General features: G+C 72.7%; 19 protein-coding genes. 10 read left to right on the plus strand and 9 right to left on the minus strand.

The window, feature by feature from the left end:
* Positions 1-177 precede the first annotated feature (177 nt).
* Positions 178-816, plus strand: a complete 639-nt coding sequence (locus DIZ27_RS11630; protein WP_109378288.1) for a TetR/AcrR family transcriptional regulator — start codon at positions 178-180, stop codon at positions 814-816.
* A 276-nt stretch (positions 817-1,092) separates the two neighbouring features.
* On the opposite strand, the gene DIZ27_RS11635 is transcribed toward DIZ27_RS11630, so the two are convergent.
* The 4 genes from DIZ27_RS11635 to DIZ27_RS11650 form a co-directional block, all read right to left on the minus strand.
* Positions 1,093-2,034 (minus strand): ADP-ribosylglycohydrolase family protein, encoded by a 942-nt coding sequence (locus DIZ27_RS11635; protein ID WP_109378289.1) that lies wholly within the window; start codon positions 2,032-2,034, stop codon positions 1,093-1,095.
* 9 nt (positions 2,035-2,043) lie between these two features.
* Positions 2,044-3,033: a UDP-glucose 4-epimerase GalE gene (galE, locus tag DIZ27_RS11640; protein WP_109378290.1), complete on the minus strand. Its 990-nt coding sequence runs from the start codon at positions 3,031-3,033 to the stop codon at positions 2,044-2,046.
* Between the two features lie 63 nt (positions 3,034-3,096).
* Entirely contained in the window at positions 3,097-4,719 is a 1,623-nt protein-coding gene (locus tag DIZ27_RS11645; protein ID WP_109378291.1) for a glycosyltransferase, read from the minus strand.
* Positions 4,720-4,817: 98 nt separating this feature from the next.
* Entirely contained in the window at positions 4,818-5,345 is a 528-nt protein-coding gene (locus tag DIZ27_RS11650; RefSeq protein WP_109378292.1) for a MarR family winged helix-turn-helix transcriptional regulator, read from the minus strand.
* A gap of 135 nt (positions 5,346-5,480) precedes the next feature.
* Here DIZ27_RS11650 and DIZ27_RS11655 point away from each other — a divergent pair, with 135 nt between their 5' ends.
* A complete protein-coding gene (locus DIZ27_RS11655; RefSeq protein ID WP_109378293.1) occupies positions 5,481-5,894 on the plus strand; it encodes an organic hydroperoxide resistance protein in 414 nt (137 codons plus the stop codon).
* Positions 5,895-6,260: 366 nt separating this feature from the next.
* On the opposite strand, the gene DIZ27_RS11660 is transcribed toward DIZ27_RS11655, so the two are convergent.
* From DIZ27_RS11660 to DIZ27_RS11675, 4 genes are all read right to left on the minus strand, one after another.
* Positions 6,261-7,166 carry a carbohydrate ABC transporter permease gene (locus DIZ27_RS11660; protein WP_109378294.1) on the minus strand — a complete coding sequence of 302 codons (906 nt, stop codon included), beginning with the start codon at positions 7,164-7,166 and terminating at the stop codon, positions 6,261-6,263.
* Positions 7,163-8,509 carry a carbohydrate ABC transporter permease gene (locus DIZ27_RS11665; protein ID WP_181383485.1) on the minus strand — a complete coding sequence of 449 codons (1,347 nt, stop codon included), beginning with the start codon at positions 8,507-8,509 and terminating at the stop codon, positions 7,163-7,165. Before DIZ27_RS11665 ends, DIZ27_RS11660 begins: the two co-directional genes overlap by 4 nt.
* A gap of 7 nt (positions 8,510-8,516) precedes the next feature.
* Positions 8,517-9,944, minus strand: coding sequence for an ABC transporter substrate-binding protein (locus tag DIZ27_RS11670; RefSeq protein ID WP_109378295.1), 1,428 nt, complete (start codon positions 9,942-9,944; stop codon positions 8,517-8,519).
* 239 nt (positions 9,945-10,183) lie between these two features.
* Complete coding sequence (locus DIZ27_RS11675) at positions 10,184-13,816, minus strand: FHA domain-containing protein (RefSeq protein WP_109378296.1); 3,633 nt, start codon at positions 13,814-13,816, stop codon at positions 10,184-10,186.
* 743 nt (positions 13,817-14,559) lie between these two features.
* Here DIZ27_RS11675 and DIZ27_RS11680 point away from each other — a divergent pair.
* The 4 genes from DIZ27_RS11680 (at position 14,560) to DIZ27_RS11695 (ending at position 19,843) form a co-directional block, all read left to right on the plus strand.
* Positions 14,560-16,221, plus strand: a complete 1,662-nt coding sequence (locus DIZ27_RS11680) for a serine/threonine-protein kinase (protein WP_109378297.1) — start codon at positions 14,560-14,562, stop codon at positions 16,219-16,221.
* A 155-nt stretch (positions 16,222-16,376) separates the two neighbouring features.
* Positions 16,377-17,672: a serine/threonine-protein kinase gene (locus DIZ27_RS11685; protein ID WP_109378298.1), complete on the plus strand. Its 1,296-nt coding sequence runs from the start codon at positions 16,377-16,379 to the stop codon at positions 17,670-17,672.
* 101 nt (positions 17,673-17,773) lie between these two features.
* Positions 17,774-18,880, plus strand: a complete 1,107-nt coding sequence (gene prfB, locus DIZ27_RS11690; protein ID WP_109378299.1) for a peptide chain release factor 2 — start codon at positions 17,774-17,776, stop codon at positions 18,878-18,880.
* 309 nt (positions 18,881-19,189) lie between these two features.
* Positions 19,190-19,843, plus strand: coding sequence for a hypothetical protein (locus DIZ27_RS11695; protein ID WP_109378300.1), 654 nt, complete (start codon positions 19,190-19,192; stop codon positions 19,841-19,843).
* 128 nt (positions 19,844-19,971) lie between these two features.
* Here the strand turns inward: DIZ27_RS11695 and DIZ27_RS11700 are convergent, their stop codons facing one another.
* Positions 19,972-20,163 (minus strand): hypothetical protein, encoded by a 192-nt coding sequence (locus tag DIZ27_RS11700; RefSeq protein ID WP_109378301.1) that lies wholly within the window; start codon positions 20,161-20,163, stop codon positions 19,972-19,974.
* A 264-nt stretch (positions 20,164-20,427) separates the two neighbouring features.
* Here DIZ27_RS11700 and ftsE point away from each other — a divergent pair, with 264 nt between their 5' ends.
* From ftsE to betT, 4 genes are all read left to right on the plus strand, one after another.
* Positions 20,428-21,117: a cell division ATP-binding protein FtsE gene (ftsE, locus tag DIZ27_RS11705; protein ID WP_109378302.1), complete on the plus strand. Its 690-nt coding sequence runs from the start codon at positions 20,428-20,430 to the stop codon at positions 21,115-21,117.
* 29 nt (positions 21,118-21,146) lie between these two features.
* Complete coding sequence (gene ftsX, locus DIZ27_RS11710) at positions 21,147-22,064, plus strand: permease-like cell division protein FtsX (protein WP_109378303.1); 918 nt, start codon at positions 21,147-21,149, stop codon at positions 22,062-22,064.
* 68 nt (positions 22,065-22,132) lie between these two features.
* On the plus strand, positions 22,133-23,293 hold the full coding sequence (locus tag DIZ27_RS11715; RefSeq protein WP_109378304.1) for a S41 family peptidase: 1,161 nt from the start codon (positions 22,133-22,135) through the stop codon (positions 23,291-23,293).
* A 400-nt stretch (positions 23,294-23,693) separates the two neighbouring features.
* Positions 23,694-25,970 (plus strand): choline BCCT transporter BetT, encoded by a 2,277-nt coding sequence (gene betT / locus DIZ27_RS11720; RefSeq protein WP_109378305.1) that lies wholly within the window; start codon positions 23,694-23,696, stop codon positions 25,968-25,970.
* Positions 25,971-26,004: the final 34 nt, after the last annotated feature.

Below are 26,004 nucleotides of genomic sequence, written 5' to 3' on the forward strand. Positions count from 1 at the left end.
GTGTTTTCGCGCGTTCACTTACGTCGGGACGGCACCGTATCGTCGCAACGCGAGCGTAGGGCGAACGCACGTCGGAACGCAACCGTTTCGTCGCAACGACCGGGGCGGGCGCGCCGGTCTGTGCCGGATCGGTGTACATGTCGGCGTCAGAACGGGCCCGTATCGTCGTCACGCCCTATGCTGGGCCGCATGACGACCAACGCCGACGAGCCCCAGCCGCGTCCGCGCCGCAGGGCCCCCGCCGGGGCCGCCGTACTGCGGGAGGACGTGACGGAGGCCATCCGGGCAGCCGTCTTCGAGGAACTCGCGGCCGTCGGCTACGCGCGGATGTCCATCGAGGGGATCGCGCGCCGCGCGGGCGTCGGCAAGACCGCGGTGTACCGCCGCTGGCGTTCCAAACTGCACCTGGTCCTCGATCTGGTCTCCGCCATCGCCGTGCAGGGACTGCCCGCGCCGGACACCGGCTCCCTGGAGGGAGACCTGCGGCTGCTGTACGAGGTCACCTCACGCGCCCTGCGCCACCCCGTCGCCTCGCAGATCCTCCCCGACCTCCAGGCCGAGGCCGCCCGCAACCCCGACATCGCCGAGGCACTCCGGAAGGCGCTGCGGGAGGGCCAGGACGGGGTCGCCAGGGGCGTCGTCACGGCGGCGCAGCAACGGGGCGAGGTGCGCCCCGAGGTCGACCACGCCCTGGCCCTCGACCTGATCTCCGGCCCCCTGTACTGGCGCTCGGTGGTCATCCGCAACCCGAAACTGCCGAAGGGCTACCTGCCCGCCCTGGCCAGAGCCACGACGGCGGCGCTCAAGGCGCTGTGACGCGGCGGGACAGGTCAGTCCGCTGCGGGGCGGTGATCTGCCAGGAGTGGGGTCGGCGGCCCGGCGGGCAGGAGGAACCGCCCCTCGTGCATGGCCCGGAGTGCGTCACCCATCGGCCACCACATCAGCTTGAAATCCCCCTCGGTCTCGGCGAGTTCCCACGGACCGAGCGTCAGGCCGCGAGCCTCGAAATAGAGCCAGAAGCCCGCTCTCCCTTCAACGAGGCATCCGCGTTCGACTCGGGTGACCGGTGGCTCCGGCGACTTTCTGCGCCGCTCAGCGGCACAACCGTCGGGTGAGGGCGGCCATGTCCGCCACCCGCAGTACTCGTCCCTCCGAGCCCGGTAGGGGTACGTGCAGAGTCTCGGCCCAGCGGGTGGGCACGGCGGTGATGCCGTACACCGCCCCCGCCAGTCCTCCGGTCACGGCGGCCACCGTGTCCGTGTCGCCGCCGAGGTCGATCGCGGCGCGTACGGCGTCCTCGTAGCCGGTCGTGGTGCGTACTGCCCAGACGGCGGAGGCGAGACAGGGCCAGACGGCGCCGTTGAACTCCGTGGCCAGGTCCGGATGCCAGTCGGAAGCGAGGACGGTGGCGTAGCGCTCGCGGTGGTCGGGGTGGACCGAGTACAGGGTGTCGGCCACGGCGGAGAGGGGGTCGTCTCCGGTCAGGGCGACGCGTACCAACTCGTGGAAGATGGCCGTGCCTTCCCAGGCCGCACGGTCGCCGTGGGTGAGCGCGGCCAGCCGACGGGCGGCGTCCATGGTGGCCTCGCGGCCCAGACACGCGAAGTACACGGCGGAAGTGGTGGCACGCATCAACGCACCGTTTCCTGCTGCCCGTTGACTGGTCTGGAAATGCAGGGCGGCGGCCAGGTCCCACGGGTCGCCGCTGCTCAGTACTGCTTCCGTCTGGAGGCCGATGTCCTTCGGGCCGGCGGCGGCCCACCGCTGGAAGCGGCGGAACACGTCGGGGAGGTCGAGGCCGTCGCGCTCCAGCAGCGACTCGGCGACCAGGACCGCCATCTGCGTGTCGTCGGTCGCCTCACCCGGCTCCCAGCCGCCGCCCCCGCACATCTCGCCGCCGATTCCGGGCTCCGAGAAGCGGGCCGAGAAGGCCCCTTCGGGGCCGAACTCGAAGGGGGCGCCCAGGGCGTCGCCGACGGCGGAACCGACGACGGCACCCACGGCGCGCTCGGACCAGGTCGGGGCAGAGGTCATCCGCGCAGACTAGCCGCGGGCCGCCGACGGGTGGAGGCGGAGCCAGCCCTGCCAGGCTGAGGTGATCATGTCGTCGACGGTGTGGCGGGCCTTCCAGCCGAGTTCGGTGGCGGCGCGGTCGGCGGAGGCGACGACGCTCGCCGGGTCGCCGGGGCGGCGGGGGGCGACCGCGGGCGGCAGGTCGTGGCCGGTGAGGGCGTTGATGCGGTCGATCATGCCCCGGACGGAGACGCCCTCGCCGCGGCCGATGTTGAGGGTGAGGTCCCGGCCGGGGGCGGCGCGCAGGGCGCGCGCCGCGGCCACGTGGGCCTCGGCCAGGTCGACCACGTGGATGTAGTCGCGGACACAGGTGCCGTCCGGGGTCGGGTAGTCGTCGCCGAAGATGCGCGGGGGCGCCTGCTCGGTGAGCTTCTCGAAGACCATGGGGACGAGGTTGTGGGCGCCCGTGTCGGCGAGCTCCGGGCTCGCGGCGCCCGCCACGTTGAAGTAGCGCAGGGAGGCCGTGGACAGACCGGTGGCCCGGCCCGCCGCGCGGACCAGCCACTCGCCGGCCAGCTTCGTCTCCCCGTACGGGGACATCGGCGCGCAGGGGGTGTCCTCGGTCACCAGTTCGGCGGCGGTCTCCGGCATGCCGTACACCGCCGCCGAGGACGAGAAGACGAAGGACGACACGGAACCGGTCGCCGCCACCGCCTCCAGCAGGACGCGCAGGCCCTCGACGTTCTCCCGGTAGTAGTGCAGGGGCAGCTCCAACGACTCCGCGACCTGCTTCTTCGCCGCCAGGTGGACGACGCCGGTGACCTCGTGGTCGGCGAGGGCGCGGGCCACCCGCTCGCCGTCCAGGGTCGAGCCGACCACCAGCGGCACTCCGTCCGGCACCCGGTCGGGGAGGCCGGTGGACAGGTCGTCGTACACCACCGTCCGCTCGCCCGCCTCGGTCATCGCCCGTACGACGTGCGCCCCGATGTAGCCGGCGCCGCCGGTGATCAACCAGGTCATGTGCGGACGTCCCCTCGTCGTTGGCCCGCGGCGGGTGGTCGGTCCCCGCCGCTCTCCCGGATCTTAGTGAAGCAGGCGCCACAGTCTCCCGCGTACGACGGAGGCGGCGCCGCGTACGCCGAGTGCGACCCGCAGTGCCAGCGCGCCCGAGTGGGTGGCGTACGGCCGGACCAGCACCACGCCGTGCCGGACGCTCGGCACCGCGCGGCGGCGCAGCAGACCGGGGCCCGCACACGCGTGCGCGGTGACCTCGCGGCTCGAGCCGTCGCCGAAGCGCACCCGCAGGCGCAGGTCCCAGGCGCCGGCGCCGAGCGCGGCCAGCCGGGCCGGCCGTACGGTCGTCTCCGCGGACCAGCCGCCCCCGGCAGCCGCCCGCAGCGGCACCGTGCACACCCTCCTGCCGCCGCCGTCCCGGTGCCGCCACTCGATCTCCAGCTCCACCGGGTGCGCCCGCTCCAGCAGGCCGTACAGCTCGTGCAGGCGCAGGCGCAGCCGGGTGGCACGGGTGCGGGGGCGCAGTTCCGCGTCGACGGCGAGCGGCAGCCGGGTCACGGGACGGGCCAGCAGGGGCTCCAGGGTGACCCCGGGCAGGTCGGCGGACCAGCAGGGCGTACCGTCCGCCGCGCGGGGGTACGGCGGGCACAGCCGCGCCGGGCGGCCCGCCAGTTCCTGGAGGCGGGGCAGGTCGCGCGGCTCGGGGGAGGCCAGCAGGACCCGCCCGATCAGCCGGCCGGGCGCGACCGGGTCGCGGGCCCAGTCGGCCGCGTCGTACTCGGCGAGGAACGCGCGGGTGTGCGCCCACCACGCGTGCCGGTAGTCCGCGTCGTGCAGCCGCAGTTCCCGCACGTACATGCGCAGCTCGTGGTCGAGGAACTTGGCCCGCGCCGCCCGTGCCAGTTCCTTCTGTCCTGCGGCCAGCAGGATCTCGTGCGCCGTGCGGCACGCGCGCGTGCGGTCCTGCCAATTGTCGAGGCCCGCGCGGTCCAGCGAGATCGACAGCCGCCGGGCGGACCGGCGCACCTGCCAGACGTAGACCCGGTCCGGGACCAGGGCGACGCGCGGGGCGGCGGCCCACACGCGCGCGGTGAAGACGAAGTCCTCGTAGGGGAAGTGCCCCTCGGGGAAGCGGATGCCGTGCGCGCGCAGGAAGGCCGTCGCGTAGAGCTTGTTGACGCAGAGGGTGTCGTGCACCAGGCGGGGGCGCCGGGCGGGGTGCGCGAGCACCCGGGGCGCCGCGTACAGGCCGGGCTGCCACGGCACCTCGCGTCCCGACGGCAGCTCGCGGCGCACGCACAGCCCGCCGGTGACGTCCGCGTCCGCCGCGCCCGCCGCGCCGAGGAGCGCGTCCACGGCACCGGCCGGCAGGACGTCGTCGCTGTCCAGGAACATCACGTACGGCGAGGTCGCCGCGTCGAGCCCGGTGTTGCGCGGGGAGCCGCAGCCGCCGCTGTTGGCGCGGTGCCGGATCACCCGGAGGCGGGGCTCGGTCCCGGCCAGCCGGGCGAGCAGGCCCGCGCTGCCGTCCGTCGAGCAGTCGTCGACGGCCACGACCTCGCGTACGGCCGGGCCCTGCCCGAGCGCCGAGCGCACGGCGTCGGTCACATGGGCGGCGTCGTCGTGGCCTATGACCACGACGGTGATGCCGGTGGCGCCGCCGGCGGCGGCCTGGGGGCGGTGGGGGTGCATAGGCGTCCCCTGGGGCTCGGGTGAATGGATTACTGACCTTTTGCCCGCTAACAGGTACTTCGTACCCCCATGTCCGCTGCGGCGGCGCCGCGCAGCCGTCAGGCGCCGTTCGCCGCCGCCGTGTCCAGTGCGGCGGTGAGCCGGTCGAGGCGGGCCCGCAGTGACTGGATCTCGTCGATCTCGAAGCCGGTCGCGGCGACGATCCGGCGCGGGACGTCCACGGCCCGCTCGCGCAGCGCGGTGCCCTCCTCGGTGGGTCGCACCTCCACCGAGCGCTCGTCGAGCGTGCTGCGCTCCCTGCGCACCAGGCCGGCCGTCTCCAGCCGTTTGAGCAGCGGGGACAGGGTGCCGGAGTCGAGCCGCAGGTGTTCGCCGAGCTTCTTGACGGGCAGGGTGCCGTGCTCCCAGAGGGCCAGCATCACCAGGTACTGCGGATAGGTGAGGCCGAGGTCCTTGAGGACCACGCGGTACACGCCGTTGAAGGCGCGCGAGGTGGCGTGCAGGGAGAGGCAGATCTGCCGGTCGAGGCGGAGCCAGTCGTCGGCGGAACCGGGCGGCGGGGCACCGGCCGGGTCCGCGGCCGGCGCCGGGGACGCGGCCGGCGGGGGGTTCGGGGTCGGTGTCATGGCCCCAGGGTAGCTCTTTCGGGCCATTTGATTGCGCGCAATTGAATTGCGTGCTCTACTTGCGTCGTGCGGCGGCCGGAGCCCCGAAGGCAGAGGGCCGGCCGCCCGGCCACGACTCGAGAGGGAAGGTTTCCCATGGACGCGCTCTACACCGCCGTCGCCACCGCCACCCACGGCCGCGAGGGCCGCGCCGTCACCTCCGACGGCAAGCTGGACCTCGGTCTCGGCGCCCCCGTGGAGCTGGGCGGCAGTGGCGAGGGCACCAACCCGGAGCAGCTGTTCGCCGCCGGTTACGCGGCCTGCTTCGGCAGCGCCCTCGGCCTGGTCGGCCGGGCGGCGAAGGTCGACGTCAGCGAGGCCGCGGTGACCGCCGAGGTCGGCATCGGCAAGCAGGGAGAGGGCTTCGCGCTCGCCGTGACGCTGCGCGTCGAGCTGCCCGACACCGTGGACGAGGAGACCGGCCGCAAGCTGGTCGAGCAGGCCCACCAGGTCTGCCCCTACTCCAACGCCACCCGCGGCAACATCCCGGTCGATCTTGTCATCGAGTAATCGAGCAATCGAGTAATCGAGTAGGCGAACAGCCGCCCCGGGCTCACCGGCCGGGCCGCCCCGAAGGCCGTCCCGAGGGCCGCCAGGTGGGTGGCCGGGTCGGAGCGGGCCGCGCCGGGCGGACGGCCCGGTACACCCGGACCCGGTGCGGCGGGTGCGCCCACCCCGGGCGCGCGGGGACGGTGACACGGAACCTGGGCAAGGGACATCCAACGGTCGGCACGGGGGGTTCGGCCCGGGAACGGCCGCCGGGCCGCCCGGGTTACGCCGTGTGCGGCATCCGGGGCATCCGTCACCCGAAGGGGCGGGCCCGGGGCCCTTTGTGCGGAGCCCCGGACCCGCCCGTCAACTCTGCCTCCGCGCAGCTCACTTCACGGCGCCCGCCATCACGCCGGAGACGAACTGCCGCTGGAAGGCGAAGAACACGGCCAGCGGGATCACCATCGAGATGAACGCGCCCGGCGCCAGCACGTCGATGTTGTTGCCGAACTGCCGTACCTGCGTCTGCAGGGCGACCGTGATCGGCTGGCTCCCGGAGTCCGTGAAGATCAGCGCGACCAGCATGTCGTTCCACACCCACAGGAACTGGAAGATGCCCAGCGAGGCGATCGCCGGCCCGGCCAGCGGCATTACCACCCGGGCGAACAGGCGCAGTTCACCCGCGCCGTCCAGCCGGGCCGCCTCCAGCAGCTCCTTCGGGATCTCCGCGAAGAAGTTCCGCAGCAGGAACACCGCGAACGGCAGACCGAAGCCGACGTGGAACAGCACCACCCCGGCCAGCGAGCCGAAGATGCCGAGACTGCCGAAGAGTTCGGCGATCGGGATCAGCGCCACCTGCACCGGCACCACCAGCAGCCCCACCACACCGAGGAACCACCAGTCCCGGCCCGGGAACTCCATCCACGCGAAGGCGTATCCGGCGAGCGAACCGATCACCACCACCAGCACCGTCGCCGGGACGGTGATGTACGCCGTGTTCAGCAGGGAGCCGGTGATGTCGCCGTTCTCCAACAGGGTCTCGTAGGCGCCGAAGGTGAGCTGCGAGGGCTCGGTGAACACCGTCCACCAGCCGTCGGCGGCCATGTCCTCGGGAGTGCGCAGACTGGCCAGCAGCAACCCGATCGTCGGGACCAGCCAGAACAGCCCGACGACGATCAGGAACGCCTGGACCAGCCCCCCGCCGACCCGGTCCGCGAGCCGGGAGGCGAGCGAACGGGAGCCCGGTGGAAGCGACTTGACCGGGGGCCGTGCCTTGAGCAGACGTGGGCTCATCGCCTGACCTCCCGCCTCAGCCGCCGCACGTTGAACCACATCACCGGGATCACCAGGAGCAACAGGAACACCGCGATCGCGCTGGCGATGCCCGGCTGGTCCTCGGAGAAGCCCTTGCGGTACAGCTCCAGCGCGAGGACGTTGGCGTCGTCCTGGGAGGAGCCGGGGGCGATGATGAAGACCAGGTCGAACACCTTCAGCACATTGATCATCAGGGTGACGGTGACGACCGCGAGCACCGGCGCCAGCAGGGGCACCGTGACCCGTCTGAACACCTGCCACTCGTTGGCACCGTCGACCCGCGCGGCCTCCAGCAACTCCCGGGGCATGCCCGCGAGTCCGGCCGCGATCAGCACCATCGCGAAGCCCGCCCACATCCAGATGTACGAGCCGATGACGGCGGGCGTGACCAACGACGGGCCCAGCCAGTCCAGGCCGTTGTACGGCTCCTTGAAGTTGCTCGCCGGAAGCCGGAGTCGAGCCCCGTCCGCCTTGGACGACAGGGAGAACGTGCCGTCGGCTCCCGCCGTGGCCGTCTCCACCACCGTGCCGTCCCTGACCGCCTCGATCCTCATGCCGGGGTAGCCCAACTCGTCGGCGTCGACGCCGTTCAGCGTGCCGACGCCCTTGCCGCGGGTGAAGTCCTGCCAGGTCGTGCCGGTGATCCGGTCCGGCTCCGGCTTCGGCGCGGCCGCCCGTTCGGCGCCCTCCGGGATCAGGTCCGGGGCGACACCGACCAGCGGCAGCGTGACGGCGTCCCCGACGCGCACCGTCCCCTTGGTGACGAAGGCGCCCCCGCCGGCCGCCTCCAGCGGCGACTCGCGGCCCGGATGCGCCTTCGGGTACGCCGAGGACTCGGCGAAGGTGTCGTGCACCCCCACCCACACCGCGTTCGCGACGCCCTTGTCCGGGTCCTGGTCGTACACCAGGCGGAAGATGATGCCCGCCGCCAGCATCGAGATCGCCATCGGCATGAAGACGACCAGCTTGAACGCCGTGCCCCAGCGGATCCGTTCGGTCAGCACCGCGAAGACCAGACCGAGCGCGGTCGCGACCGTCGGCGCGAACACCACCCAGATGACGTTGTTCTTCAGGGCGGTGCGGATGCCGTCGTCGGTGAACAGGGCCCGGTAGTTGTCGAATCCGGCAAAGCCGCCACCGGACTGGTCGTAGAAGCTGCGGATGACGGAATACCCGATCGGGTAGACCACGAGCGCACCGAGCAGCAGCAGCGCGGGCAGCAGGAACAGCGCCGCGACGGTCCTGCGGGTGCCGGTGACGCTCCTGCGCGACTGGGGAGCGGCAGGGACCTCGGGGACCCCTGCCGCCGTGTCCGACGCCATCGCCGGCTCAGTCCCCGTACGCCGCGGCCGCGTCGGCCTCCAGCCGGGTCTGCGTTCCCGCGATGTCCTTCGGGTTCTTCAGGAAGTCCTGCAGCGCCTTCCACTCGCCCTTGCCGGGGGTGCCGCCGAACGCCTGCGGAGCCTGGTCGGACATGTCGAAGCGGAAGTCGTCACCGGCGTCGATGAGCGCCTTGGCCATCTTCTGCTGCACCGCGTTCGGATACGCCGTGTTCGGCACGTTCTTGTTCGGCGAGAGGTAGCCGCCCAGCTTCGCCTGGACGCCGGCCGCGTCCGGGGAGGCGAGGAAGGTCGCCAGGGCCTGCGACGCCTTGGAGTCCTTCAGGATCACGGCCGCGTCGCCGCCGGACACCACGGGCGGGCTGTCACCGACCGCGGGGAACGGGAACACCTTCGCGTCCGTGCCGACCTTCGCCTTGGTCTCACCGATGTTGACCTGTACGAAGTCGCCCTCGTAGACCATGCCCGCCTTGGGCTGGTCGCCGCCGGTGAACGTCTGCGTCACGGAGGCCGGGAACTCGGTCTGCAGCGCGCCGCCCGGGCCGCCCGCCACGTAGTCCGCCTTGCCCCAGATCTCCGCCAGCGTGGTCAGCGCCTCCTTCACGGAAGGGTCCGTCCACTTGATCTCGTGCGCGGCGAGCTGGTCGTACTTCTCCGGGCCCGCCTGGGAGAGGTAGACGTTCTCGAACCAGTCGGTCAGCGTCCAGCCGTCGGCGCCGCCGACCGAGAACGGGGTGACGCCGGAGTCGTACACGGTCTGCGCGGCGGTGAGCAGCTCGTCCCAGGTCTTGGGCTCGGCCGCTCCCGCGTTCTCGAAGACCTGGGCGTTGTACCAGATCAGCGACTTGTTGGCGGCCTTGTAGTAGACGCCGTACTGCTTGCCGTCGACCTTGCCGATGTCCTGCCAGCCCTGCGAGTAGTTCTCGCCGAGCTCCTTGGTCGCCTCGGCGCCGAGCGGCTTGGCCCAGCCCTTGTCGACGGCCTGCTTGATGGCGCCCGGCTGCGGCAGCAGCGCCACGTCCGGCGGGGCGCCGCCCGCGATCTTCGAACCGAGGAAGTTGATGATGGGATCCTGGGCGGGAACGAAGGTCACCTTCGCTCCGGTGCGCTTCTCGAACTCCGCCAGGACCTTCTTGAAGTTGGCCTGTTCGGTGCCGGTCCACACGGCGGCGACCTCGAGGCTCTCACCGTCCAGCCGGGGGAGCGTGACGGTGGCGGCGGTCTCGTCGGCGGTGCCGCCCGCGCCGTCGGCGGTGCCGCCGTCGTCGTCCCCGCTGCACGCGGTGAGCGAGACCGCGAGGACACCCGCGACGACGGCGGCCGAGGTTCTCGCGGCCCTGCGGACGCGGGGAGTCGCCGTTTCCGTGGGTGTGCCGGGTGACCTGCGTATCCGGATGATTCTGCTCGTCCTGCGCATCACTGCCCCGTTCTTCGTACCTCGTCGAACGTCGAGCGCTGTCCCGTGGGCTCTGTGTACGCCCGGGAGGACGGGGGCGGCAAGACCGCGTCGTGTGTCAAGTCCGGGATCGTGACCGCGTCGTGACTCTCCGGGGCCGTGGGGCGCCGGAGCGGGGCATGCCGGGGCGGGGCGTGTCCGTGCCGCGTGCCGGGTGGCGAGCGGTCGGGTGACGCGGGGTCAGCCGGCTCGGAGTCAGGTCAGAGCAGGGACGGCACCTCGGTGGCCGAGACCTGGCGGGCCGCGCGTTCCAGCGCGCTGGCGAGCAGCGCGAGATCGGTCGGGCCGTTGCCGAGTTCCCGGACCGGGCGGCGGGCCGGCGGATCGCCCATGCGGTGCCACTCCAGCGGTACGACCGTGGGCCGCAGCGTCGCCGTGCGCGGGATGCGGCCGGTCACCCGTCCGCCCTGGAACGCGGTCGCCGTGCCGTCCGGGTGGGCCAACTGTCCGCGTCCCGGCGCCGGTTCTCCTCCGTTGTCCCGGCCCTGCTCGAACGGGGAGGTGTCCCCACGGCCGCCCGGCGCGGGCGGGTCGAGCGTCACGCGCAGGGTCGCCCGCTTCGCCGGCTCGGTCTCCGCCGTGCGGGCGCAGGGGCCGGTGGCGGCCACCAGGTGCACGCCCAGCCGCTCGCCCTCCCGCGCGACCGCCTCCAGCGCCCGCAGCACCGACCCGGCGGCGGGCCGCCCCGGCGAGCCGAGCGCGGGGGAGACCAGCGCGTCCAGGTCGTCCACGACCACCACCAGCCGGGGCAGCGGAGGCGGGGCCTCCGTCCTGCGCCGCGCCGCCCCGGGCCGCAGCCGCAGCGTCGAACTGGGCGGGGCGTCCAGGTCCCCCGAGTGCTCACCGCCGGCGGCCGCCTGGCCGCGGGGCGCGGTCGTGCGCTGGGCGACCATACGGTCCGACAGCTCACGCCCGGTGTGCCACTCCACGAAGTCCGACCGGCCGAGCAGTTCGGCACGCCGCTTCAGCTCGGCGCTCAGCGACTGGGCGAACTCCCGCATCCGCACCGGATCGTTGGCGCTGAGGTGCGTGGTGACGTGCGGTACGTCCGTGCACACCCGCAGTCCGTCGCCCGGCCCGCCGCCCGACGCGGCGGCGCACCGGCCGTCCACCAGGACGATGCCCAGCCGGTCCGGCCGTTCGGCTGCGGCCAGGGAGGCGACGACGGCCCGGAGCAGTTCGGTACGGCCGCTGCCGGACGGCCCCTCCACCAGCAGGTGCGGCCCCTCGGCCGCGAGGTCGGCGGCGACCGGGCCGCGGGGACCGGCGCCCAGCACCGCGGACACCCGGCCGCCGGTGCTCTCCCTGTCGTCGGCCGCGTCCGCCCAGCGGGCCATCAGCGAGGCCGGGGTGGCACGGGCCAGCCCCAGCTCGTCCAGCAGCCGCGCCGACTGGGGCAGCGGCGCCGACACGCGCGTGTGCACCGCGCCGGGGACGCCCTCCGGGCGCAGCGGTGCCAGCGCCCGCGCGAAGCGTTCGGCCCACGCCGGGGAGACCGCGTCGACCGTGGCGACCGTGCCGTGACCGACCGGGCCCGGTGCCGACACCGTCCCCGTACCGGCGCCGGTGCCGGCCACCCGCAGCAGCCGCAGGGTGGTCGCCACGTCCCCGCTGAGCAGGGCGACGGCACCGCACTCCCGGAACGCCGGGGTCACCGCGCAGGCCGCCTCGTACGTCCGCGTGACCGGGGACGCGGCGGAGGCGGCGGACGTCTCGGCGAGACACACCAGGTGGATCCCGGCCCGCGGTCCCTCCACGGCCAGCCGCACCAGCGCGTCGCGCACCTCGGGGGCACCGGAGGCACCGAGGTCACCGGGATCACCGTCCACGACGACCACGGTGTACGGCCCCGCGAAGCCGTCCGCCGGGCCGGCGCCGTCGCCCACGGCCCAGGAGGGACGCCGGCGCTCGCTCCGGTCGGCGTCGGCGGGCCGGGGCTGCTCCGGGATGAGCGGGGCGGCCGGGGCCGGTCGGGTGGGTGAGGTCCGTGCCGCGTGGTCGTGGTCCGCCAGGCGGCGCAGCAGCTCCTCGGTGCGGGCCGCGGCCTGTTCGCGGTCGTGGGCGAGGAGCAGCCGGCAGTCCTGGCCGTGCCCCGGGCGTACGTGCGGCAGCCAGCCCAGCCAGGCCCATTCGGCGGTCCGCTCCTCCAGGGGGCGGGAGCGGTCCGCGGCGATCAGGACGATCTCCAGCACGTCGGGGGAGTGCAGCGCGGCGAGCTGGGCCAGCACCACGCGGGCCAGCCCGGTGAGCCGCTCGCGCGGGCCGGCCAGGCCCAGCGAGCCCACCTCGCGCAGTCCCGAGGTCATCGGTACGGCGGGCAGCAGACCCGAGCCGCCCGGCACCGCCCGGTCGGCCGTGCCGAGGCGTATCGCGAGGGTCTCCGGATGGCCGGGCCCGCGCTCCCACAGCCGGGGCCCGGGGCCCAGCGCGGTCAGCAGCAGGGCGGCGGGGTCGGGCCAGGTCTCGGGCGGGCCCGGCGCGGCCACGGCCCGTTCGGGCGGGACGGCGCCGACCGCCTCCCCGCCGGGCCCGTCCGCCCCGGCGCTCTCCGGTCCCTGGCGTCCTCCGGCCAGGCGCCGCGCCCAGGCGGAGAGCCCGCCGCGCCTGCGGGCGCCGGAAGGCTGCTGCGTGAGTCCGGCGCCGTCCAGGTCGGTGCCGCGCAGCGGGGTGCCCTTACGGCTGGTGGGGGGAGGGGCCCCGGGGCCGCCGGTGCCCGAGTGGGTGACCCCGGTGGGGGGCGCCGGGGGTTCTGGGGTCGCCCCGTCGTACGGGTCGCGGTACATGTCGCCCGGGCGTCCGGCGTCCGGGTCGCCGTCGGCGGGCCTCGGCTGCGACACCCGGCGCCCCTTGGGGACCCGCGGCAGCTCGCCCCGGGGAGCGACGTGCACCGTGCGCCCGCCGGGATCGGAGGGGTCCGTCTCGCGGTTCTCGATCCCCGGTGCGTCGCCCCGGCCGGGGGCCGGCGGGCGTTCCCCCGTGCCCGCCCCGTACCCGCCGGAGGTGGTGGCCCAGGGTGCGGAACCGTAGCCGTGGTGGGTCGGACGACCCGGCTGCACCGGATACGCGGCCGGTACCCGCGCGTACCCCGACCCCAGCGTCCCCGTCCCCGACGTCGTCCTGGCCGGCTCCCCGCTGCCACCACCGCCGACACGGTCCTCGCCCGCGCGTGGATTCGGCACGCGTACATGCCCCTCCCCGTCCGGTGTCGTCCGCGCGCACGCCCCCGGTCCGGCGGCCGGGGTGAGGCGCAGGGCCGACTCGCCGATCCGCAGCAGCGCGCCCGGTGCCAGAGCGACCGGGCGGGGGCCCACCCGCCGGCCGTCCAAGGTTGTGCCGTTCGTGGAACCGAGGTCGGCGACCGAGACCCTGCCGTCCGGGCCGACCGTCACCGCGCAGTGCAGCCGGGAGACGTCCGGGTCGTCGAGCGGCACATCGGCGTCGGCCGAGCGGCCGATGCGGATCTCGCCGCCGTGCAGCAGGTGGACGCCCCCCGCGTCGGGACCGGCGACAACATGGAGCCTGGTCGGGGTGTCGTCCAGCTCGGGATGCGGCTCGGGTTCGCCCGGGGCGCCCACGGCCAGCACCGCGCCCTCGATCAGCGGAGGCTCGCCGAGGGTGCAGCGCTGGGCGTCCAGCCGCTGGTCACCGGCGTACAGCACCGGGGCACCCGAGCCCGAGGAGGAGCCGGATCCCCCGTCGCCGCCGGAAGCCGCGGAGACCAGTGCGGCGGCCACCGTCGCCAGGGCCGTACCGGCGGGGGCGGTGACGACCACGTGGCCCCGCGCGGGGGAGGGCGGGCCCAGCGGGTCTACGACGGTCAGCCGGATCTGCATCGCCGGGAGCGGTCCCTTCTGCGCGGGCGCCCGCGGCACAGGGGGACGAAGCGGCCCCGCGGTCCCCCACCGCGGACTTCCCCCACCACCACACGCGCACGTACGGCCAGTACTGCAGGCATCCTCGCACCTGACACCGGCGCCATGCCCGCCCCCCGGCATCAAATGATCTTGATTGGTCGGCTCTGCCCTCAAAAGTGCCTGCCCAATGCGCCGTGGATGATCGTTTCAGCGCCACTTGAGATCGGTCACGTCCGGTGTCCGGCAACCAAACGGACCGAGTCGAGCGTCTTCCGTCGAACACGGAGGGGGAACCGTACGGAGGAAACCCCACAGCCCCGTGGAACCCGACACAGGGCGGAAAGCCGGCACGGACCCGACACGGACCCGACAGGAAGAGCCGGGAAGACGCCGAAGTCGACAGGCCGGTGTCCCGTGCGGCGGCACTGGGCCTGTCCGGCACATCCCCGTCGTCCGCCCGGAGGGCGGGCTCTGGGGCGTCTGGTGCGTGCGATCGCAAGGCGCCGGAAGGTCCTCGATGGGGGTCCCCCCGCTCGAGCGGAGCCGAGAGTGGGGGAGGAGCTACTAGGGCCTTTCGGCAACGCGGCGAGCGTGCGTGCCAGACGCCCCAGAGCAGGCGGGGATTTGCCGGACAGGCCCTACAGTGGGGCGGAGCAATTCCGTTCCGCGGTACGACGAACCACGGTGTACGCCAGCCAAGCAAGCAGCAGGGAGCGCATGACGTGCGGCCGGTAGGGAGCAAGTACCTGCTCGAGGAGCAGATCGGACGCGGCGCCACGGGCACCGTCTGGCGGGGCCGCCAGAGGGAGACCGCGGGAGCCGAGGCGGCGGTGCCCGGCCAGCCGGGTGAGACCGTCGCGATCAAGGTCCTCAAGGAGGAGCTCGCGAGCGACGCGGACATCGTGACGCGGTTCCTGCGGGAGCGCTCCGTCCTGCTCAGGCTGACCCACCCCAACATCGTCCGGGTCCGCGACCTGGTCGTCGAGGGCGATCTGCTGGCTCTGGTCATGGACCTCGTCCAGGGCCCCGACCTGCACCGCTACCTGCGGGAGAACGGCCCCCTCACCCCCGTCGCCGCCGCGCTGCTGACCGCCCAGATCTCCGACGCGCTCGCCGCCAGCCACGCCGACGGCGTGGTGCACCGCGACCTGAAGCCCGCCAACGTCCTGCTCAAGCAGGACGGCGGCGAGATGCACCCGATGCTGACCGACTTCGGCATCGCCCGGCTGGCCGACTCCCCGGGCCTGACCCGCACCCATGAGTTCGTCGGCACGCCCGCGTACATCGCGCCCGAGTCCGCCGAGGGCCGCCCGCAGACCTCCGCCGTCGACATCTACGGCGCCGGCATCCTGCTGTACGAGCTGGTCACCGGCCGCCCGCCGTTCTCCGGCGGCTCCGCCCTGGAGGTGCTGCACCAGCACCTGAGCGCCGAACCGCGCCGCCCCTCCACGGTCCCGGACCCGCTGTGGACGGTCATCGAGCGCTGCCTCAGCAAGGATCCCGAGCACCGGCCCAGCGCCGAGAACCTCGCACGCGGCCTGCGCGTCGTCGCCGACGGCATCGGCGTGCACGTGAACTCCGCGCAGATCGCCGCCGCGGAGAACGTCGGCGTGCTCCTCATGCCCGACCCCGCGCCCGCCCCCGTGCCCGGCACGCCGGGCGCGCCCGGTGCCGCCGACCCGACGCAGGTACTGCCGCACACCGGGGGCGCGTACGACCCCAACGGCGCGACCAGCGTCCTGCCGCACACCGGCGGGCCCTCCGGCGCCGCCGACCCGACCGCCGTCATGCCCCCGGTGCCACCGGGCCCGCCCGGCCAGGGCGGCCAGGGACAGGGCGGCCCCGACGACCCGCACCCCTGGCAGAACCAGCTGCGCGCGGCCCGCGACCGCAACGAGCAGACGCAGGTCCAGTACCTCGACCCGGGCGAGGACCCGCTGCGCCGTCGTCCCCAGCGGCAGGTCGCCCGGCCGCCGCAGCAGCAGCCGCAGCAGCAGCGCCGTCCGCAGCCCCAGCCCGCTCCCGGCTACGGACAGCAGCCGCAGCAGTACCAGCAGCCGCAGCAGTACGCCCCGCCACCGCCGCAGCGACCGCGGCAGCCGGAGCCGCAGCGGTACACCCCGCCGCCGGAACCGCGGCGTCCCGCGCGCGAGCCCCGCCAGCGGCAGCGCAGCGCCAACCCGATGCGCATCCCCGGTCTCGGCTGCCTGAAGGGCTGCCTGTTCACGATCATCATCCTGTTCGTCGCGGGCTGGCTGATCTGGGAGCTGAGCCCGCTGCAGGGCTGGATCGGCAGCGGCAAGGGCTACTGGGACCAGCTCACCGACTGGTTCGGCACGGCGACGGACTGGATCCAGGACCTGGGCGGGCCCGGGGCGCCTTAGAGCCCCGACCGAAACGGGCGCCCGCCCCCTTCCGGGGGCGGTTCCGACTTGTTTGCTGATTTGTCGACATCCGGCGGGTGAATTCGCCGTCCCCGGTGAACGTCGGCTTTCGAGGCGCGTAGCTTTGGCGGCAACACGCGTCGGTAGGAGCAGTCTTGGCACGGAAGATCGGCAGCCGGTACACCGCCCACCAGATCCTGGGCCGGGGCAGCGCCGGCACGGTGTGGCTCGGCGAAGGGCCGCGAGGACCCGTCGCCATCAAGCTGCTGCGCGAGGACCTCTCCTCCGACCAGGAGCTCGTCGGGCGTTTCGTGGGGGAGCGGACGGCGCTGCTCGGCCTGGAGCACCCGCACATCGTCTCGGTGCGCGACCTGGTGGTCGACGGCAACGATCTCGCCCTGGTCATGGACCTGGTCCGCGGCACGGATCTGCGCACCCGGCTCGACCGGGAGCGCAGGCTCGCGCCGGAGGCCGCGGTGGCGATCGTCGCCGACATCGCGGACGGCCTGGCGGCGGCGCACGCGGCGGGGGTCGTGCACCGGGACGTCAAACCGGAGAACGTGCTGCTGGACATGCAGGGCCCGCTCGGCCCCGGCGGCTCGCACCGCGCCCTGCTGACCGACTTCGGCGTGGCCAAACTCATCGACACCCCGCGCCGCACCCGGGCCACGAAGATCATCGGGACGCCGGACTACCTGGCGCCGGAGATCGTGGAGGGCCTGCCGCCGCGCGCGTCGGTCGACATCTACGCGCTCGCCACGGTCCTGTACGAGCTGCTCGCGGGCTTCACGCCGTTCGGCGGCGGACACCCCGGGGCGGTGCTGCGCCGCCACGTCACCGAGTCGGTGGTCCCGCTCCCCGGCATCCCCGACGAGCTGTGGCAGCTGCTCGTGCAGTGCCTGGCCAAGGCGCCGGCCTCGCGGCTGCGCGCCTCGGAGCTGGGGACACGGCTGCGGGAGCTGCTGCCGATGCTGGCGGGGATGCCGCCGCTGGACGTGGACGAGCCGGCCACGGATCCGGTGGAGCCGGACAGGACGGACAGGCCGAACAGGACGGAGAGGCCGGAGCGAGGGGACACCCCGGCCTCCGGCCCGGCACCGGGCACCGGGGTGCCCGTGCGGCGGCGCGGCGCGGTCCCGCTGGTGCCGGGCGCGAGGCCGACCGACTCCAACCGGGACACCCACACCTCGATGCGGGTACCGAGCCCCGACGAGCTGGCCGGCGGCGCCCGCGGCACGGCCCGCGCCCCCCGCGCGAGCGGCGCCCGCCGTCCCGGTTCGGCCCGCAACCGCGCGCTCGCCCGCCGACGCCGGCTGACCCTGGCCGCGCTGGCGGTGACCCTGCTGGCCGCGGTGGGCGCCGGTACCTGGCTGGCCACCTCGAACGACGAGCCGGGAACGAACCCCAAGGACGACAACGACAGCAGCAACTCGGCCCCAGCCACCCCTTGAGCCGCACCCGCCCCACGCGTGACCAGCACTGACGCCGCCGGTGGGGATTCCGTCCCAGGTGTTCGGTAGGGGTGGCTCGAGCGAGCCGTTACGCTGGGGGTGTGGCAGTCGTCGATGTATCCGAAGAGCTCAAGTCCCTCTCCTCGACCATGGAGTCGATCGAGGCCGTTCTGGACCTCGACAGGATGAGGGCAGACATCGCCGTGCTCGAGGAGCAGGCGGCCGCGCCCTCCCTGTGGGACGACCCGGAGGCGGCGCAGAAGATCACCAGCAAGCTCTCCCACCTCCAGGCCGAGGTCAGGAAGGCGGAGACGCTGCGCGGGCGGATCGACGATCTCGCCATTCTCTTCGAGATGGCCGAGGAGGAGGACGACCCGGACACCCGCGCGGAGGCCGAGGCCGAGCTCGCGGGCGTCCGCAAGGCGCTCGACGAGATGGAGGTCCGTACCCTCCTGTCCGGCGAGTACGACGCCCGTGAGGCGCTCGTCAACATCCGGGCGGAGGCCGGTGGCGTCGACGCCGCCGACTTCGCGGAGAAGCTCCAGCGGATGTACCTGCGCTGGGCCGAGCAGCACGGCTACAAGACCGAGGTCTACGAGACGTCGTACGCGGAGGAGGCCGGCATCAAGTCGACCACCTTCGCCGTGCAGGCGCCCTACGCCTACGGCACCCTCTCGGTCGAGCAGGGCACGCACCGACTGGTGCGCATCTCGCCCTTCGACAACCAGGGCCGGCGCCAGACCTCGTTCGCGGGCGTCGAGGTGCTCCCCGTCGTCGAGAAGGCCGACCACGTCGACATCGACGAGAGCGAGCTGCGTGTCGACGTCTACCGTTCCTCGGGCCCCGGCGGCCAGGGCGTCAACACCACCGACTCCGCGGTGCGCATCACGCACATCCCGACCGGCATCGTGGTCTCCTGCCAGAACGAGCGCTCCCAGATCCAGAACCGCGCCACCGCGATGAACGTCCTCCAGGCCAAGCTGCTGGAGCGGCGCCGCCAGGAGGAGCAGGCCAAGATGGACGCCCTCAAGGGCGACGGCGGCAACTCCTGGGGCAACCAGATGCGTTCGTACGTGCTGCACCCCTACCAGATGGTCAAGGACCTGCGCACGGAGCAGGAAGTCGGCAACCCCGAGGCCGTGTTCAACGGTGAGATCGACGGCTTCCTGGAGGCCGGAATTCGCTGGCGCAAGCAGCGGGAGAAGTGACCTCCACACCGACAGAGCTTTGTCGACAAGGCAACTGCCGCCTTCGGGGCGGCAGTTGCCTTTCGTATGCCGGGGGTGTCGGGGTTTTGCATCACACTCACACCTTCAATGTGCGGCAAAGCGCACGTACGTGGACATCGCGTACGCAACGGCCTTGACGTCGATTTGAAAAGTGGGAAGGGTGAGGCGCGGCATGCGTATCTCTGGGGCGCATGTGAACCGGGGGGGGCGTTTCACCGCAGTCACCCCCGTTGATCACGGCCCCGAGCGCCGCCTCATTGACGATGAGCTACTGGGGGTAGCAACCAGATGACCAAGAAGACGCGTATCCGTGTCGCACGGATCGCGGCCGCTGCCGTGATCGCGGGCGGCGCCTCGCTGACCGCCGCCGGCGCGGCCTCCGCCCTCGGCATAGGCGTGAACGCCGGTGTCGGGAGCCAGGGCGCCAACGTCGGCGTCAACGTGAACCTCGAGGACGAGGACCCGACCGACGAGCCGACCGAGCCGACGGACCCGCCGACCACCATTCCCGAGGAGCCGACGGAGCAGCCCACCGATCCCACCGAGGAGCCCACGGTGGACCCGACGGAGCCCACCGAGGAACCCACGGTGGACCCGACGGAGCCCACTGAGCCGACGGAGCCGACAGAGCCGACCGCAAAGCCGAGCACCCCGGGCACCGGTGGCGACAACGGCAAGGGGAACGGCAACGGCGGTGGCGGCAACGCCGCCAACCCCGCCGGGGGCTCCGACGTCTCCACCCAGGAGCAGGGCTCCTCGGCCCTCACCGGCACAGGCGACGAGCCCGCCACGTCGGCCCAGGGCAACGGCCAGGAGCTCGCCGAGACCGGCGCCGCCGAGATGACCTTCCTGGTGATCGGCGCCGCCACTATGATCGCCGGCGGCATCGGCTTCCGCGTGCTGCCGCGCCTCATGACCGGCCGCGGCGGCGCCACCGCCTGACGGTGACGCCGCGCGTACGCACCGTACGCAGGGCAGGGACACAGGCCGAGGGGCCCGGAGCGCACATGCGCTCCGGGCCCCTCGGGCGTGCTCGGGGTTCTCCGTGCCGGACGGCGGATCCGCGACGGTCAGACGGTCTGGTGGGCGAGCAACGCCACCGCCGCGACCAGGACCGCCAGCAGCGCGATCAGCGTCATGGGGTTCAGGCCCGCGAAGAAGTTCACCTGCTGCATCCGCTCGCGGCTCGCACGGCACACCGGGCACCGGCCCTCGCTCACGGGTGCGGCGCAGTTGGCGCACACCAGCCGGTCGTACGTCATCCGCTCTCCCTCCTCGCACCGGTTCCAGTCAGTACAACGCCCGCGGCGGCGCGAACGTTCCCCCCACCACTGTGCCAGGTTCCCCGGAAATCGGCGCGGCCCCCGTATCCTGCCCGCCCCCGCCCCCGCCCCCGGGCCGGCGGGCCCGCCGCACATCCGGCATAAAGCGCGCAAGTGGCACGCAACCCACTCCGGTGACTGCGGTCGGGCTTCCGCTTCGCGTAAGGTCACGCACATCTACCCCCGGCGACCCGTGGTGCACCCGTGATCCGATTCGACAACGTCTCCAAGGCCTACCCCAAGCAGAACCGTCCTGCCCTCCGAGATGTCTCCCTGGAGGTCGAGAAGGGCGAGTTCGTGTTCCTCGTGGGGTCCTCGGGCTCCGGCAAGTCCACCTTCCTGCGGCTGATCCTCCGCGAGGAGCGGGCCAGCCACGGTCAGGTGCACGTCCTGGGCAAGGACCTCGCGCGCGTCTCCAACTGGAAGGTGCCGCAGGTCCGGCGCCAGCTGGGGACGGTGTTCCAGGACTTCCGCCTGCTGCCCAACAAGACGGTCGCCGAGAACGTGGCCTTCGCGCAGGAGGTCATCGGCAAGTCCCGGGGCGAGATCCGCAAGTCCGTGCCGCAGGTGCTCGACCTCGTCGGGCTCGGCGGCAAGGAGGACCGGATGCCCGGTGAGCTCTCCGGCGGTGAGCAGCAGCGCGTCGCCATCGCGCGGGCCTTCGTCAACCGGCCCAAGCTGCTCATCTGCGACGAGCCCACCGGCAACCTCGACCCGCAGACCTCGGTGGGCATCATGAAGCTGCTCGACCGCATCAACCGGACGGGCACCACCGTGGTGATGGCGACGCACGACCAGAACATCGTGGACCAGATGCGCAAGCGCGTCATCGAGCTGGAGAAGGGCCGCCTCGTCCGCGACCAGGCACGCGGCGTCTACGGCTACCAGCACTGACGAGGAACGGAAAGGCTTAACCCCACGCCATGCGCGCCCAGTTCGTTCTGTCGGAGATCGGTGTCGGTCTCCGCCGCAATCTGACGATGACCTTCGCCGTCGTCGTCTCCGTCGCCCTGTCGCTCGCCCTGTTCGGCGGGTCGCTCCTGATGAGCGACCAGGTCAGCAGCATGAAGGGCTACTGGTACGACAAGGTCAACGTCTCCATCTTCCTGTGCAACAAGAGCGACGCCGAGTCCGACCCCAACTGCGCCAAGGGCGCGGTGACCGAGGACCAGAAGGGGCAGATCAAGGGCGACCTGGAGAAGATGTCGGTCGTCGACTCGGTCACCTACGAGTCCCAGGACGCGGCGTACAAGCACTACAAGGAGCAGTTCGGCGACTCCCCGCTGGCCAGCTCCCTCACCCCGGACCAGATGCAGGAGTCGTACCGCATCAAGCTGAAGGACCCGGAGAAGTACCAGGTCGTCGCGACCGCCTTCGACGGGCGGGACGGGGTGCAGTCGGTGCAGGACCAGAAGGGCATCCTGGACAACCTCTTCGGGCTGCTGAACGGCATGAACTGGGCCGCCCGCGCGGTGATGGCGCTCATGCTGGTCGTCGCCCTGATGCTGATCGTCAACACGGTGCGCGTCTCGGCGTTCAGCCGTCGGCGGGAGACCGGGATCATGCGTCTGGTCGGCGCCTCGGGCTTCTACATCCAGGCGCCGTTCATCATGGAGGCCGCGGTCGCCGGACTCATCGGCGGCACCCTCGCCTGTGGATTCCTGCTGGTCGGCCGGTACTTCATCATCGACAACGGACTGGCGCTGTCGGAGAAGCTGAATCTGATCAACTTCATCGGCTGGGACGCGGTGTTGACGAAGCTTCCGCTGATCCTCGCCACCAGTCTGCTGATGCCTGCCCTGGCCGCTTTCTTCGCGTTGCGCAAGTACCTGAAGGTGTGACTCTTGCCAAGAGGGGGCGTACGGTCAACCGGCCGTGCGCCCCTTCGCGTTGTCCTAGACTCGCCGGCATGTCAGGTCGTGCCCTGTTCTGTCAGCCCCGCCGCGTCCGTCGCGGATCCGCCCTGACCTTGGTGTTCGCGAGCGTGCTCGTGGCCGGCGCGGCCACGAGCAGCCTGCCCGCGACCGACCGGAAGCCCACCGCGCGCCCCACCCAGGCGGCCGCCCCCACCGGACGCCACGCGGAGGTCGCCGAGGCGGCCGAGGAGGCCCTGGCGGCCGGCACGTCCCCCGTGGAGGCCGCCGAGCGAGCCGTCAGCCGCAGCGGGGACCGGTGGGGCGCCGTCTACTCCCCGGGCGAGTACGAGGAGTTCGAGGACGCCCTCGACGGCCGGTACACCGGCGTCGGCCTGTGGGCCCGCGAACGGTCCGGGCGTATCGAGGTGACCAGGGTGGGCAGCGGCACCCCCGCGGCCGACGCCGGTATCCGCGCGGGCGACCGACTGCGCAGCGTCGACGGCGAGCGGGTCGACGGGCGGCCCGTCACCGAGGTCGTCTCCTTGCTCCGCGGTGACGACGCGGCCGAGTCCGCCGGCACCACCGTCCGCCTCGGTCTGGAACGCGGCACGCGCACGTGGAGCGAGACCCTGCGCCGGGCCAGGCTGTCCCGGGACACCGTCACCGTGGACGAACTCCCCGGCCGGATCACCGTCGTCAAGGTCGGCGCCTTCACCAAGGGCTCCGGCGACGAGGTCCGGGCCGCCGTGGAGGAGGCGCCGGCCGACGCCGGCCTCGTCCTCGACCTGCGCGGCAACTCCGGCGGCCTGGTCGCCGAGGCGGTCACCGCGGCCTCCGCCTTCCTCGACGGCGGCCTGGTCGCCACCTACGACGTCGAGGGCGAGCAGCGCGCCCTGCACGCCGAGCCCGGCGGCGACACCACCAGACCCCTGGTCGCGCTCGTCGACGGCGGGACGATGAGCGCGGCCGAACTGCTCACCGGCGCCCTCCAGGACCGGGGCCGGGCGGTCGTGGTGGGCTCCCGCACCTTCGGCAAGGGCTCCGTGCAGATGCCCGGCCGGCTGCCCGACGGCTCGGTCGCCGAACTGACCGTCGGCCACTACCGCACCCCGTCCGGCCGGGGCGTCGACGGACACGGCATCACCCCCGACCTGGAGGCCGACGAGCAGGCGCTCCGGCGGGCGGGGACGGTCCTCGCCGGGCTCGGCCGGTAGGACCTGGCCGGCGGACCCCCGCCTGCTCAGTGACGTCCGGCACACCCTCCCCGAGCTTTCGAGCCCTCCCCCGAGTTCTCGGCTCCGCTCGAACAGGAAACCCCCATGAGCAGGGGGAACGACCCCCATGACGCTGCTGAGCCCGCCCTCTGGGCGGACGACGGGTATGTGTCGGACAGGCCCTGGCGGGCCCCGCGCGGCGCCTTGATCCCCTGCCCCGTGAGCTGCCGCCCGGGGGGCATATCCGACATCGGGGCTAACATGGCCAGATAGGGCGTACGACGGAGTGCCCCCCTGTGCCCCCTGTGCACAGCCTCTCCCCTTCTTTCGGGATCGAGGCCGCGGACCTCTGCTCACGCTGACGCCCGCCCGAACTTGTCGCCGATAGGAACAGGACCGCATGCCGGAAGCCGTAGACACGCCCCGCCCCGGGAACGAGCAGCCGAAGGCCCCGATCGAACGCCGTCACCTCGGCGGCACCGAACGGCGGCGCCACGGCCAGGAGGCCGAGAACCGTCCTCCCGTCTCCCGCCAGGAACTCAGCAAGGCCCCCGCGGAACTCATCGAGGATCCCGGCCCCAAGGTCAACTGGCGCGTCTTCGTCATCGCCTCGGCCATCATCGTCGCCTTCTCCCTCTGGGCCATGTTCGCGCCCGGGCACGCCGCCGGCACCATGCGGGGCATGGTGGCCTGGATCGCGGAGAACCTCGGCTGGTTCTACGTCCTGACCGTCACCGCGGTGATCGTGTTCGTCCTCTGGGTCGCGCTGTCCAAGCAGGGCTCCGTCCGGCTCGGCCCCGACCACTCCCGGCCGCAGTACAAGCTCTTCACCTGGGTGGCCATGCTGTTCGCCGCCGGCGTGGGCATCGACATGCTCTTCTACTCCGTCACCGGGCCCATCACCCAGTACATGGCCCCACCGACGGGCGAGGGCCAGACGGCGGCGGCAGCCCAGGACGCCGTGGTCTGGACCATGTTCCACTACGGCGTGGCCGGCTGGGCCATGTACTCGCTGCTCGGCATGGCCATGGGCTACTTCGCCTACCGCTGGGGCATGCCGCTGTCCATCCGGGCCGCCCTGTACCCCCTGCTCGGCAAACGCGTCCGCGGCGGGATCGGCGACACCATCGACATCGTCACCCTGGTCGGCACCGTCTTCGGCGTCGCCACCTCCATGGGCATCGGCGTGGTGCTGCTGAACGTCGGCTTCTCCCTGCTGTTCGGCCTCCCGCAGGGCCTGGCCCTGCAGATCGCGCTGGTGGTCGTGGCCGTGATCATGACCATCGCCGCCTGCACCTCGGGCATGGACAGGGGGATCCGGCTGATCTCCGAGCTGAACATCTGGGGCGCGGCGGCCATGCTGCTGTACATCCTGGTGACCGGAGAGACGGCGTTCCTGCTCAACGCCCTGGTGGAGAACATCGGCCGGTTCGTCTTCTCGCTGCCGGACCGGACCCTGCAGACCTTCGCCTACCAGGAGGGGGGTTCCGAGTGGATGGGCGGCTGGACCCTGTTCTTCTGGGCGTTCTGGCTGGCCTGGGGTCCGTTCGTGGGCCTGTTCCTCGCCCGTATCTCCCGCGGCCGGACGCTGCGCGAGTTCGTCATCGCCGCCATCACCGCCCCGGTGCTCTGCGACTTCCTGCTCGTGAGCATCTTCGGCAACAGCGCCATGCACCAGGTCCTGAACGGGAACAAGGAGTTCGCTCAACAGGCCATGGGCAGCCCGGAGAAGGGCTGGTACGCGCTGTTGGAGATGTTCCCCGGCGCCAGCTTCCTGATCGGCCTCGGCACGCTGTCCGGATTGCTCTTCTACCTCACCAGCGCCAACTCCGGCGCCATGGTGATGTCCAACTTCTCCTCCTCGATACCCAAGCCGTCGCAGGACGGGGCGAAGTGGCTGCGCATCTTCTGGGCGGTGCTCACCGCGGTGCTGACCATCGCGATGCTGGTGGCCGGCGGGGTCACCACCATGGAGTACGCGACGCTCATCTTCGCCCTGCCGGTGACGATCATCGCCTGGCTGGTGATGGCCTCCTTCTCCAAGGTCCTGCGCATGGAGCGGGCCGAGCGCGAGGGCCGCATCCTGCGCCGGCAGTCGACGGCGGCGCACGGCGGCCACGTGCCCGAGCGCACCTGGCGCCAGCGGCTGGAGCGGATGCGCTCCTACCCCTCGAAGAGGCAGGTGGCCCAGTTCATGGAGCGGACCGTACAGTCGGCGCTGGCCGACGTGGTCCGCGAGTTCGGGAAGCAGGGCTACCAGGCCACGCTGGACCTGGTCCCGAACGAGGACACCGGCATCGTCGGCCACGCGCTGGTGGTCACGATCCCCGAGCACCGCGACTTCCACTACCAGGTGCAGGCCGTCGAGGCCCCGGTGCCGATGTTCGGCGGACGCATGTCCCGCCAGACGGACGTCTACTACCGGGTCGAGGTGTTCACCCAGACCGGCTCCGAGGGCTACGACCTCATGGGCCTGTCCCACCAGCAGGTGATCGACGACGTCCTGGACCGCTACGAGGCGCACCTGGGCTTCCTCACCTACTCCACCCAGCACGACTACGCCTCGGTGCTCACGCCGCCGGTCGTGACCACCACGGGCGCCGTCCCGGTGGTGGCGCCCGCGGAGCCGCAGGACGACGCCGGTGCGAGGACGGTGGGCAGCGGGCCGAAGGCGTAGGCGCCGTTCCACCGGACGGCCGGTGCCCGCGCCA

Source organism: Streptomyces sp. NWU339, from assembly GCF_003143855.1.
GTDB lineage: Bacteria > Actinomycetota > Actinomycetes > Streptomycetales > Streptomycetaceae > Streptomyces.